Source organism: Enterobacter sp. 241F3, from assembly GCF_034106785.1.
Lineage (GTDB): Bacteria > Pseudomonadota > Gammaproteobacteria > Enterobacterales > Enterobacteriaceae > Enterobacter > Enterobacter vonholyi.
The window spans coordinates 1,355,514-1,367,614 of the sequence record NZ_JAWNDD010000001.1; the positions used below are offsets into that span (position 1 = coordinate 1,355,514).

12 protein-coding genes and 1 other annotated feature are annotated in these 12,101 nt (G+C 58.0%); of the genes, 3 read left to right on the forward strand and 9 right to left on the reverse strand.

Annotated elements, in window-relative coordinates; translation table 11 throughout:
* Nucleotides 1-193 precede the first annotated feature (193 nt).
* Entirely contained in the window at nucleotides 194-1,870 is a 1,677-nt protein-coding gene (gene ybaL / locus UR504_RS06450) for a YbaL family putative K(+) efflux transporter (RefSeq protein ID WP_045909744.1), read from the forward strand.
* Between the two features lie 92 nt (nucleotides 1,871-1,962).
* Here the strand turns inward: ybaL and UR504_RS06455 are convergent, their stop codons facing one another.
* From UR504_RS06455 to UR504_RS06495, 9 genes are all read right to left on the reverse strand, one after another.
* On the reverse strand, nucleotides 1,963-3,267 hold the full coding sequence (locus UR504_RS06455; protein ID WP_045909745.1) for an inosine/guanosine kinase: 1,305 nt from the start codon (nucleotides 3,265-3,267) through the stop codon (nucleotides 1,963-1,965).
* 62 nt (nucleotides 3,268-3,329) lie between these two features.
* Complete coding sequence (hemH, locus tag UR504_RS06460) at nucleotides 3,330-4,292, reverse strand: ferrochelatase (protein WP_023616311.1); 963 nt, start codon at nucleotides 4,290-4,292, stop codon at nucleotides 3,330-3,332.
* Nucleotides 4,293-4,416: 124 nt separating this feature from the next.
* Complete coding sequence (gene adk, locus UR504_RS06465) at nucleotides 4,417-5,061, reverse strand: adenylate kinase (protein ID WP_006809841.1); 645 nt, start codon at nucleotides 5,059-5,061, stop codon at nucleotides 4,417-4,419.
* A 195-nt stretch (nucleotides 5,062-5,256) separates the two neighbouring features.
* Nucleotides 5,257-7,131: a molecular chaperone HtpG gene (htpG, locus tag UR504_RS06470; protein ID WP_115874379.1), complete on the reverse strand. Its 1,875-nt coding sequence runs from the start codon at nucleotides 7,129-7,131 to the stop codon at nucleotides 5,257-5,259.
* Nucleotides 7,132-7,241: 110 nt separating this feature from the next.
* The gene (gene recR, locus UR504_RS06475) at nucleotides 7,242-7,847 is read right to left on the reverse strand and encodes a recombination mediator RecR (protein ID WP_008499298.1); all 606 of its coding nucleotides are present in this window, start codon (nucleotides 7,845-7,847) and stop codon (nucleotides 7,242-7,244) included.
* The gene (locus UR504_RS06480; protein WP_003858972.1) at nucleotides 7,847-8,179 is read right to left on the reverse strand and encodes a YbaB/EbfC family nucleoid-associated protein; all 333 of its coding nucleotides are present in this window, start codon (nucleotides 8,177-8,179) and stop codon (nucleotides 7,847-7,849) included. Before UR504_RS06480 ends, recR begins: the two co-directional genes overlap by 1 nt.
* A gap of 55 nt (nucleotides 8,180-8,234) precedes the next feature.
* Nucleotides 8,235-10,163, reverse strand: coding sequence for a DNA polymerase III subunit gamma/tau (gene dnaX, locus UR504_RS06485; protein ID WP_302234286.1), 1,929 nt, complete (start codon nucleotides 10,161-10,163; stop codon nucleotides 8,235-8,237).
* Nucleotides 8,841-8,905: a sequence feature (DnaX frameshifting element), on the reverse strand. Its footprint overlaps the gene before it by 65 nt.
* Nucleotides 10,164-10,251: 88 nt before the next feature.
* Nucleotides 10,252-10,803: an adenine phosphoribosyltransferase gene (gene apt / locus UR504_RS06490; protein WP_000127359.1), complete on the reverse strand. Its 552-nt coding sequence runs from the start codon at nucleotides 10,801-10,803 to the stop codon at nucleotides 10,252-10,254.
* Between the two features lie 150 nt (nucleotides 10,804-10,953).
* Entirely contained in the window at nucleotides 10,954-11,331 is a 378-nt protein-coding gene (locus UR504_RS06495) for a DUF454 family protein (protein WP_320739477.1), read from the reverse strand.
* Between the two features lie 50 nt (nucleotides 11,332-11,381).
* Between UR504_RS06495 and priC the strand changes: the two genes are divergently transcribed.
* Nucleotides 11,382-11,909 carry a primosomal replication protein N'' gene (gene priC, locus UR504_RS06500; protein WP_127729805.1) on the forward strand — a complete coding sequence of 176 codons (528 nt, stop codon included), beginning with the start codon at nucleotides 11,382-11,384 and terminating at the stop codon, nucleotides 11,907-11,909.
* Nucleotides 11,910-11,923: 14 nt separating this feature from the next.
* Complete coding sequence (gene rsmS, locus UR504_RS06505; RefSeq protein WP_127729803.1) at nucleotides 11,924-12,100, forward strand: pleiotropic regulatory protein RsmS; 177 nt, start codon at nucleotides 11,924-11,926, stop codon at nucleotides 12,098-12,100.
* Nucleotide 12,101 lies beyond the last annotated feature (1 nt).

Here is a 12,101-nt window from a genome sequence, read left to right on the forward strand (position 1 = left end):
ACCCTGATGCCATAAGGGTTTCTTCTTTCTCCACTCGCTGAATTTATCAAAATGCGCTTTTTTACGTGCATATTGCTGTTTTATTCAAACTTCAACAATTATTCATAAACATAAGGGTAAAAATTGTCATAAACTATTACTCGGTTTTTTGGTTTTTCACCAAAAAGGAACACCCACAACGAAAGGAGACGGAATGCACCACGCCACACCGCTTATCACCACCATTGTTGGTGGACTTGTGCTCGCTTTTATCCTCGGCATGATTGCCAATAAACTGCGTATTTCTCCTCTTGTCGGTTATCTGCTGGCAGGTGTGCTGGCGGGACCGTTTACCCCAGGTTTTGTTGCGGATACCAAACTGGCCCCTGAGCTGGCGGAATTGGGCGTGATTCTGCTGATGTTTGGCGTCGGTCTGCATTTTTCCCTGAAGGATTTGATGGCGGTAAAGTCGATTGCCATACCGGGAGCGATCGCCCAGATAGGGGTGGCGACGCTGCTTGGGATGGCGCTTTCGGCCGTGCTGGGCTGGTCGTTGATGACCGGCATCGTATTTGGGCTGTGTCTCTCAACCGCCAGTACCGTGGTGCTGCTGCGCGCGCTTGAGGAGAGACAGCTGATTGACAGCCAGCGCGGGCAGATCGCGATTGGCTGGCTGATTGTTGAAGATCTGGTCATGGTCCTGACGCTGGTGCTGCTGCCCGCCGTCGCCGGGATGATGGAAAAAGACAACGTCGGCTTCGCCTCGCTGGCGCTGGATATGAGCATCACCATCGGTAAAGTGGTGGCGTTTATCGCCATCATGATGCTGGTGGGCCGCCGTCTGGTACCGTGGATCATGTCCCGCAGCGCGGCAACCGGCTCCCGCGAGCTGTTCACCCTCTCCGTGCTGGCGCTGGCGCTGGGTATCGCCTTTGGTGCCGTTGAGCTGTTTGATGTCTCCTTTGCCCTGGGTGCGTTCTTCGCCGGGATGGTGTTAAACGAGTCAGAGCTGAGCCACCGTGCGGCGCACGACACGCTGCCGCTGCGCGATGCGTTTGCCGTGCTGTTCTTCGTCTCCGTCGGGATGCTGTTCGATCCTCTGGTGCTGATCCAGCAGCCGCTGGCCGTGCTGGGCACGCTGGCAATCATTATTTTTGGTAAGTCGCTTGCCGCCTTCTTCCTGGTGCGGATGTTCGGCCACTCCCCGCGTACGGCGCTGACCATTGCCGCCAGCCTGGCGCAGATCGGTGAGTTCGCCTTTATTCTGGCCGGTCTGGGCATGGCCCTGAACCTGCTGCCGCAGGCGGGACAAAACCTGGTGCTGGCGGGGGCGATCCTGTCGATTATGCTGAACCCGGTGCTGTTTGCCCTGCTGGAAAAATACCTCGATAAAACCGAAACGCTGGAAGAGCAGACGCTTGAAGAAGCCATTGAAGAAGAGAAGCAGATCCCGGTTGATATTTGCAATCATGCCCTGCTGGTCGGCTTTGGCCGCGTGGGCAGCCTGCTCGGCGAGAAGCTGATGGCGCAGGGCATTCCGCTGGTGGTGATTGAAACCTCACGCACCCGCGTCGACGAGCTTCGCGAGCGCGGTATTCGTGCGGTACTGGGCAACGCGGCGAACGAAGAGATCATGAATCTGGCGCATCTGGACTGCGCCCGCTGGCTGCTGCTGACCATACCCAACGGCTATGAAGCGGGTGAGATTGTGGCCTCCGCGCGCGCGAAGTGCCCAACGATTGAGATTATCGCCCGGGCGCACTATGACGACGAGGTGGAGTACATTACCGAGCGCGGTGCAGATAAAGTGGTGATGGGCGAGCGCGAGATTGCTAACACCATGCTGACGCTGCTGGAGAAACCACCGGTTGAAGAGGCGGTGACGGGGTAAGTTTGGTGCGATCTGGTCCCCTCACCCTTGCCCTCTCCCACAGGGAGAGGGAATAAACACTAAAAACGGCAACCTGGGTTGCCGTTTTGATTTTACCTGTCCCAATAAGCCTCTTCGAGGCTGTCTTCCCGTTCAGGCAGGCCACGCGTTAAGCGCGGTGAGTGCTGGTTCAGCACCTGATAGCTTACGCGGTTGGCGTACTTGCATACCTGCGCCAGCGACGAATAGGTCAGCCAGCTGAACTTATGCTTGCTGGAATTCGGCACGTTGGTTTTGTGGTAGGCATTGGCGGTAATGTCGTGCAGCAGCGCGGCCAGCGCACCGTCGCCCGCGCCGTTGGTGTTCATGATCTTCTCCGGTCCGCCCATGTAAGGGGCGATGTGCGAGTAGATGCGCAGCGGGTTAATGCAATCTTTATAACGCATGCCGCGGCTGAACTCGTACTGGTTAAACTCGGCAATCGCGCCGGGCAGCAGCGGGTGCTGGGTTTTGCGTTTGCTCTCTTCTTCCGTGAAGCCTGCCATATACAGCCCAACCGGGCCCGCGGTGCAGAGCACCAGATCCACCCAGTCCAGCGCTTTGTCAGACGCCAGCAGCGGATCGCTTTCGCCGGTCAGCGCTTCGGCCTCTTCTTCGTTCATCGCCAGAATCGAGACGTGCTCTTTCAGGAACGCCTGCCACCATTCAGGATTATCGGCGATAACGAATTTAGTACCCAGTGTAAGAACGACGGGCACGTCGTACTTCTTCGCGTACTCAATCGCCTTCATGGTCGCTTCCGGCATCGGCTCGCCCGGCTTACAGCGCACCAGATAGGAAGTCAGCACCAGCGCCGAGGCACCCGCAATCACCTCTTCCGGAATACTCTCGGCGCGCAGCTTGTTCATATGACCCGGGCTGATGGCGAAGGTGCGCTCGCCGGATTCACCGATCAGGGTAAAGCAGCGGCCAATCGGGCCGTCGACGCCCTGCAGGTAGTTCAAATCGGTGCGGCTGGAGGTGTTGCAGAGATAGCGGTAGGCATAGCCGCCGATTTCAATGTTGCTGCACATCACGCCGAGCAGCACCGAACGGTCGTCTGCCAGCACGGAGTAGTTGTGCATGGTATTGCCGATGGTACCGCCGGCGAACTGGTGGGTAATCAGGTTTTCGCGCACCAGCTCCTGATACAACGCTTCGGCAACGTCGTCTTCAATGACCAGCGAGTGGCCGGCACTCAGACCATAACGGGCGACAAACGCATCATCCACTTTCGCTTCAATGTCCACCAGCGTCTGGTCGATACCGACGACCCAGGCCGCGCTGGTTTCATTTTCTGGCTGGATTTGCTGCAGGAGCGGATCGCGGGCATCGACGGGGAAGTAGTGTTTGGATTTGCGTTTACCGGGAAATTTCATGGTCTGAACTGTACGAAGAATATGGGCCGGGAATGGTAGCACAAACCCGGCCCGAAGTGCGATTAGCGACCGTTCGTTACCAGCGAGACCATCATGTCAATATGCTCAGGCGAGTCGTTAAGCGCCGGAATGTACTCGTACTTTTCGCCGCCAGCCTCCAGGAAAAATTCCCGGTTTTGCACCGCGATCTCCTCCAGCGTTTCCAGACAGTCTGCCGAGAAGCCCGGCGACATCACCTGAATATGCTTCACGCCCTTCTCGCCGAGCATTTTGAGGGTTTCATCGGTGTATGGCGTCAGCCACGGCTCGCGGCCGAAGCGCGACTGGAAGGTCATCATCACCTTCTCCGGCGGCAGGCCAAGGGCGGAGACCAGCTCGCGGGTGGTATCGCGGCAGCGCTGCGGGTAATCATCCCCTTCATTGGCGAAGCGCTGCGGGATCCCGTGATAGGAGAGCAGCAGCAGATCCGGCTCACCGTGCTTTTCAAACGACGCGCGCGCGCTGTTAGCAAGCGCCTTGATGTAGAGCTCGTTATCCGCGTAGTCGCGAATAAAGGTCACGCCCGGAATGCGGCGGCGGGTCGCCAGTATGCGGGCCAGCTCGTCCCAGACGGCGGCCACGGTCGAGCAGGAGTACTGCGGGTAGAGCGCCAGCACGACGATATGGTCCACGCCCTGCGCCAGCAGTGATTCCACCGCGCTTTCCAGAGAGGGTTTGCCGTAGCTCATGCCGAGCGCGACAGGCATCTCCGGCAGGCGGGCGGCCAGCGCTTTTTCCTGACGACGGCTGTAGACCATCAGCGGCGAGCCCTCTTCCATCCAGACGGACTGATAAAGTTTGGCGACGCGCGGGGAACGAATCGGCAGAATGACGCCACGCAGCAGCGGCCACCACAGCAGTCGCGGGAAATCCACGACGCGCGTGTCGCTTAAAAATTGTCGCAGGTAGCGTTTTACCGCGTCTGATGTAGGTGCTTCTGGAGTGCCCAGATTGGCAAGCAGGATGCCGGTTTTCGCCTGACTCATTCACGCCTCTTAACCATTTGATAGGTTGTCAATTGTAGCGGAAATGCGTTTAAACGAAACCCATTGCTGTAATAGGTAAGATGAGAATATTTCTCACCCGGGAGCCCGGGTGAGAGGCGCGCGATTAGCCGAGGATTTTTTCCAGCTCTGCACGTACGTCAGCCACGGCTTTGGTGCCGTCAACTTTGGCGTATTTGGTGTTACCCGCCTGCGCTTCTTTGGTGTAGTAGCCGATCAGCGGCGCGGTCATCTGATGGTATTCCACCAGGCGTTTACGCACGGTCTCTTCCTGATCGTCTTTACGGGTGGTCAGCTCTTCGCCGGTCACGTCGTCTTTGCCTTCAACCTTAGGCGGGTTGAATTTGATGTGGTAAACACGGCCAGAAGCAGCGTGTACGCGACGGCCAACGATGCGGTCAACGATCAGCTCGTCCGGTACGTCGAACTCCAGAACGTAGTCCACGTTGATGCCCGCTTCTTTCATGGCGTCAGCCTGAGGAATGGTGCGTGGGAAGCCGTCCAGCAGGAAGCCGTTACGGCAGTCTTCCTGAGCAATGCGCTCTTTAACCAGAGCAATCACCAGCTCGTCGGTCACCAGCTTGCCTGCGTCCATGATGTCTTTCGCCTGTTTACCCAGCTCGGAGCCAGATTTAACAGCGGCGCGCAGCATATCACCGGTGGAGATTTGCGGAATACCGTATTTCTCCATGATGAACTGAGCCTGAGTTCCTTTACCCGCGCCCGGAGCGCCAAGCAGAATAATACGCATTGCGAAAATCCCCTCAAAAGTCGTTTCAATTTTTCAAAAGCGCTAAACAATACCACCAGAACGGGCATCGCTCAAGGAAGGCGGGAAGGCTGAAACGGTTAATGAGGGGTGATTATTTGGAGTTGTGCGGTCTGATCCCCTCACCCCGGCCCTCTCCCACAGGGAGAGGGAGAAGACCAGGGGAGGCGTGGTCAATTACGCCAGCAGCAGCGCATTCACACGTTTAATGAAGAGGTTAGGATCTTCCAGCGTGCCGCGTTCGGCCAGCAGGGACTGATCCAGCAGCAGTTCAACCCACTCGGCAAAGCGGGCGTCGTCCTGGGTATCCGCCGCGCGTTTCACCAGCGGATGATCCGGATTAAGCTCAAAGATATATTTCACTTCCGGTACCGCCTGGCCCGCTGCCGCGAACAGCTTCGCCATCTGGGTGCTCATTTCGTCGGCATCGGTCGTGACGATGGCCGGGGTGTCGGTCAGACGGTGAGTGAAACGCACCTCTTTCACGCGGTCGCCCAGCAGGGTTTTCACGCGCTCAACGAACGGCTCCAGCGCCTTCTCGGCTTCTTTCGCGCTTTCGTCAACTTCATCCGCCAGCTTGTCGATAGACTCGTCGGCTTTGGCAACGGACTGGAACGCCTTACCGTCGAACTCGGTCAGGTAGTTCATCATCCACTCGTCGATGCGGTCAGAAAGCAGCAGCACTTCGATGCCTTTCTTACGCAGCAGCTCCAGGTGCGGGCTGCTCTTCGCCGCGGCGTAGCTGTCGGCAGTGATGTAGTAGATCTTCTCCTGCCCTTCTTTCATGCGGGAGACGTACTCTTCCAGCGACACGGTCTGAGCGGAGGAGTCGCTGTGCGTAGAGGCGAAGCGCAGCAGTTTGGCGATGGTTTCAACGTTCGCCATGTCTTCAGCCGGGCCTTCTTTCAGCACCAGACCGAACTGTTTCCAGAAGGTCTGATATTTTTCCGCATCGTCTTTCGCCAGTTTTTCCAGCATCTGCAGCGCACGTTTGGTCAGGGCGTTGCGCAGGTTACGGGTGACGGCGCTGTCCTGCAGAATTTCACGGGAGACGTTCAGCGGCAGGTCGTTGGAATCTATCAGACCACGCACGAAGCGCAGGTAGTTCGGCATGAACTGCTCGGCATCGTCCATGATGAAGACGCGCTGCACGTACAGCTTCAGGCCGTGCTTGTGATCGCGGTTCCACATGTCCCACGGCGCCTGTGCCGGGATGTACAGCAGGCTGGTGTACTCCTGCTTGCCTTCCACACGGTTGTGGCTCCAGGTCAGCGGGTCGGTAAAATCGTGGGCGATGTGCTTGTAGAATTCGTTGTACTCGTCGTCCTTAATTTCAGCCTTGTTGCGCGTCCACAGCGCCTGCGCCTTATTGATTTTCTCCCAGGAAACGATGGTTTCACCGTCCTTCTCTTCCTGTTTTTCAATCTCAACCGGCAGGGCGATATGGTCGGAATATTTGCTGATGATGGAGCGCACGCGCCAGTCGTTCAGGAAATCATCTTCGCCTTCACGCAGGTGCAGGGTGATTTCGGTGCCGCGGTCCGCTTTGGTGATGTCATCAACGGTGTATTCGCCTTCCCCTTTGGATTCCCACAGCACGCCGTTTTCAGCGCTGTCGCCCGCCGCGCGGGTGCGCACGGTGACTTTATCCGCCACGATGAACGCCGAGTAGAAACCGACGCCGAACTGGCCGATCAGCTGGCTATCTTTCGCCTGGTCTGAGCCCATGGACTCCAGGAACGCCTTGGTGCCGGATTTCGCGATGGTCCCGAGGTGGTCGATCACCTCGTCGCGGTTCATCCCGATGCCGTTATCGGCGATAGTCAGAGTGCGGTTCTCTTTATTAAACGAGACGCGCACGCGCAGCTCGCCGTCGCCTTCGTACAGATCCGGGTTAGACAGCGCGCGGAAGCGCAGCTTGTCCGCCGCATCCGAGGCGTTGGAAATCAGCTCACGCAAGAAAATTTCTTTGTTGGAATACAGGGAATGGATCATCAGGTGCAGAAGCTGTTTTACTTCTGACTGGAAACCACGGGTTTCTTGTCCTTTCATCTATGTCGACCTCAACAATGCCATTTAATGGGGTTTTAAAACGTTGAGTGAGAGATGGGGATACGGGGGGAAATTTTCAAGCGGAGGCCGCGCGCGCAGCCTCCGTTTGGTCAGAAAATAATCTTGTGACGTCCGGCCAGAGAGTGCGACAGCGTGGTGCCGTCCACCATCTCCAGCTCGCCGCCGACCGGCACGCCGTGGGCGATGCGGCTGGCGTCAACGCCATACTGCGAGCACAGCTCGGCGATGTAGTTGGCGGTTGCCTCCCCTTCCACCGTGGGGTTGGTGGCGAGGATCACCTCTTTGATCGTTTCGGACTCAAGACGCTGTTCAAGGCGGTCAAGACCGATATCGTCCGGGCCAATACCGTCCAGCGGGGAGAGATGCCCCATCAGCACGAAATAGCGGCCGGAAAACTGCCCGGTTTGTTCGATGGCGTAGATGTCCGCCGGACTCTCCACCACGCAAATCTGGCCGTTTTCCTGACGACGCGGGTTCGTGCAGATGTTACACACGTCCTGCTCGGTAAAGGTACGGCAATCCGCACAGTGACCGATTTCTGACATGGCGCGGGTTAAAGCCTGCGCCAGGCGCATCCCGCCGCTGCGGTCGCGCTGCAATAGCGTAAACGCCATGCGCTGCGCCGACTTCGGGCCAACGCCCGGCAGGCAGCGCAGTGCTTCCATTAACTGCGTGAGCAGCGGACTGGTTTGCATCAGAATGGCATCTTGAAGCCAGGCGGCAGCTGCATGCCGCTGGAAACGGAGGCCATTTTCTCTTTCTGAGTTTCGTCGATACGGCGCGCAGCATCGTTAAACGCGGCTGCAACCAGATCTTCCAGCATCTCTTTGTCGTCTTCGAGCAGGCTCGGGTCGATTTCAACGCGACGGCAGTTGTGCGCACCGTTGATGGTCACCTTGACCAGACCGGCTCCGGACTCACCCGTGACTTCCAGCTGAGCGATCTCTTCCTGCATCTTCTGCATTTTTTCCTGCATCTGCTGAGCCTGCTTCATCAGGCCACCCAGACCGCCTTTTCCACCAAACATAGGCTTCTCTCTTCTTTCACGTTTAAGGGATTACAACCGTAAGTCAGACTCACGATCAAATGGGGCGAATACTCTCTTCATCCAGATCGGCGTCGAAAAACCGGCGCAGGGTCTGAATGTTGTTATCCGCAATAATCGCCTCGCGCGCCTGCGCGAGCTTCTCTTCATAAATGGCCTGGCGCCACTCGAGCGGCGTTTTCACTGCCGGATTATCATCTTCAATGATAGTCAATTCAACCGGCGCACCCTGTAATGCGGCGAGCGCCTCGGCCAGCGCCTTTTGCGCGCCAGGGGAATTGAGGTGCCGCTGGCCCGGACGCAGGTGCAGACGTACCTGATTGCCGTCCTGCTCTTTCCAGGCGTTCAGCGCGACCTGCTCCACCAGCTTAGGCAGCTGAAGTTTGCTGACCTCGGCGGCCCAGGCGTCGCGCGCGATGGACTCTTCGGCAAGCTTCGCGGAAAGCTCCGGCGTTTTTTCATGCTCCAGCGCCTTTTTCAGCGCTTTCGGCGTGGCGACCTCTTCCTTCACCGCTTCGGTGATGGTGGTTGCCTTCCAGCGGTAAGCCTCTTCTTTCACCGGGGCTTTCTGCTCGAGCGAGGACGGTGCCGGACGCGACTGTACGCGCTCCGTTACCGAGGCCAGTCGTTCAAGCGCGGCGTTGTTCACCGGCCGCGCTCTTCCTGGCGCTGCCGGTTCACTCTTTTTTGGTTTGGTTACTCCTTGCGCACGCTGCAGCTGGCTGCGTGCGGCAAGCACCGAACTGGTGGCATCCGACAGCGGCACGTTTTGCTGCGGCGGCGGTGTCGTCTGCGGTGGGACCTGCTGCGGCGACATCACCGCCGTAGGGGCGACCGGCGCGAAAGACTGCCGCGGCACTTCCGGCTCCGGCAATGGCATACGCGGATGAAACGCCAGCGCGCGCAGCAGCGTCATTTCAACGCCCATCCTCGGGTCCGGCGCGAACGGTAACTCTTTGCGGCCAATCAGCAGCGTCTGGTAATAAAGCTGCACGTCGGCAGGCGGCACGGTGCGCGCAAGCTCACGCATCCGCTGTTCAATGGTGGCCATATCCGCACCGATGGCGGACGGAGAAAGCTGCAGCATCGCCACGCGGTGCAGCAGGCTGAGCATCTCAACCAGCAGTCCTTCCCATTCAATACCCCGGGCAGCGGCGGTATTCACCAGCGACATCACGCGTTCGCCGTTGGCGGCAATCATCGCTTCGATAAGCGACAGCGCCTGATCGTCATCCAGCGTGCCGAGCATGGTGCTGACCGCCTCGGTGGAAAGCTTCCCGTCACCGCTGGCAATCGCCTGGTCGGTCAGGCTGAGCGCATCACGCAGGCTGCCGTCCGCCGCGCGGGCCAGCAGCTGCAGGGCGCGCGGTTCGTGAACAATCTTCTCTTCATCAAGAATATGCTCAAGCTGCGCGCGGATCTGTTCGACGTCCAACGCCTTCAGATGGAACTGCAGGCAGCGCGATAAAATCGTGACCGGCAGCTTTTGCGGATCGGTAGTCGCCAGCAGGAACTTCACGTGCGCGGGCGGCTCTTCCAGCGTCTTCAGCAGGGCGTTAAAGCTGTGGCGCGACAGCATGTGCACTTCATCGATCAGGTAGACCTTGAAGCGGCCGCGCGCCGGGGCGTACTGGACGTTGTCCAGCAGGTCGCGCGTATCTTCCACTTTAGTGCGCGAGGCAGCGTCGATCTCGATCAGATCGACAAAACGCCCCTGCTCGATCTCCCGACAGTTATCACACACGCCGCACGGCGTGGCGGTAATCCCGGTTTCGCAGTTGAGACCTTTTGCCAGCAAACGGGCAATAGAGGTCTTACCGACGCCGCGGGTGCCGGAAAAAAGATAGGCGTGATGGATGCGACCTAGCGACAAGCCGTTCGCCAGGGCCGTCAGCACATGTTCCTGACCGACAACGTCAGCAAAGGTTTGTGGTCGCCATTTACGGGCTAACACCTGATAACTCATGGGCAGGCTCTGCAACGCTGGAAGGTGAATTTATGGAGGGGAATGCTATCACAACCTCACCCATTGAGCGAGGTTGTGAAAACCGGGATTAGTGACCCGGGAAAGGCACCAGGCTGTAGCTGGTAATACCCTGTTTTTCCAGGCGCTGTTCGCCGCCGAGATCGAACAGGTTGATGATGAAGGCCGCGTCGGTCACTTCGCCACCCAGACGGCGGATCAGCTTCACGGTCGCTTCAATGGTGCCGCCGGTCGCCAGCAGATCGTCAACCACCAGCACTTTGTCGCCAGGCTTGATCGCGTCAACGTGGATCTCAAGCTGATCGGTGCCGTACTCCAGCTCGTAGCTTTCTGCGATGGTTTCACGCGGCAGCTTGCGCGGCTTACGCACCGGCACAAAACCCACGCCCATTGCCAGCGCAACCGGTGCGCCAAACAGGAAGCCACGGGCTTCGGTACCTACTACTTTGGTGATCCCGGCGTTTTTATAACGCTCGACCAGCAGTTCAATGCTGAGCGCGTACGCTTTCGGGTCTTCCAGCAAGCTGGTGACATCACGGAAAAGAATGCCAGGCTTTGGATAGTCCTGGATGCTTTTGATGCTGTTTTTCAGATATTCAAGCTGCTGTGCAGTTGCGGTCATCGGTTTTGCCTAAATGAAACAGTGTTACTCACAGCGCGCAACGAGTCGGCCAAGGCAACAATTGTTTAACCTTTGACCAGGCGCACCTGTGCTCGAAAACGGTCGAATTTACTGGCTGCGCGTGATAATTGCAACAGCCATGATGAGGCTTCAGTGCTTTTGTTGCTTTTCATCAACCACGGGGATCCGCCACATAAAGATAAGCAGACAGATCAGGATGACCAGCAGCAGGATCCGCACCCACATCATTTTCACCAGCCATAATGAAATAGCGAAGGTGATAAGGAGCACTGCGATCGCGCGCGGCTTCGCGCCGGGCGGCATGGCCCGGTGTTTTTGCCAGTGCCGCAGATAGCCGCCAAACCATGAGCGGTAGAGCAGCCAGTGGTGAAAACGCGGCGACGAGCGGGCGAAGCACCAGGCCGCAAGCAGGATAAACGGCGTGGTCGGCAGCAAGGGTAAAAACACCCCCAGCGTGCCAAGCACTACCGCGAGCCAGCCAATGATGATTAAAATAGTACGCTGCATAATGCGAATCGTTATCAAACTGAACGGCTACTTTACCACTGGAGAGCGCCTTGAAAACAGCACTGCTTCTTGAGAGGCTGCAAAATCAGCTGATTGCTCTGCGGGAGCAAGCCACGCCGCTAATGGGGCACGTCACGCTGAAGCCGCGCTTTGACCGGCAGCTTTTTCGTACCCGCAGCACCGTCATTCAGGATTATCTTGCTGAAGCGCAGACGAACCTCGACGAGCTTCGCCATGCGGTGGAGAGTGAACGGCAGGAGCAGGTGGCGTGGCTTGCGGAGCATCTCACTGAGCAGATCACCGCCCTGCATCGCGAAATTACCGCCTGGCCGCTGCGCGCCTGGGACAGCGCCTCGCCGGGGCTCGGTAAATGGCAGCGCAAGCGGCTGGAGAACCAGGAGTTTGAGCGCCGGCTGTTTGAGATGAAGCGCGAACGCGAGGTGCGTCTGAACCACAGCGAAACGCTGGAAGAGCAGCAGCTATTGATGCGCGAGATTAGCGCGCTGGAAGGGCGCATCGTCCGCTGCCGTCAGGCGCTGGATGAAATTGAGCGCGTCATTGAACGTTTGACCCGTTAACAGGAGCCACACCCATGTCACTGGAAAATGCACCCGATGAGGTCAAGCTGGCCGTCGATTTGATTATGCTGCTGGAGAATCATCAGATCCCCGCCGGGACGGTGCTTAAAGCGCTGGAGATTGTGCGGCGGGATTTTGAGGGGAAACTTCCCCCTCACCCTAACCCTCTCCCTGTGGGAGAGGGAAAATAGA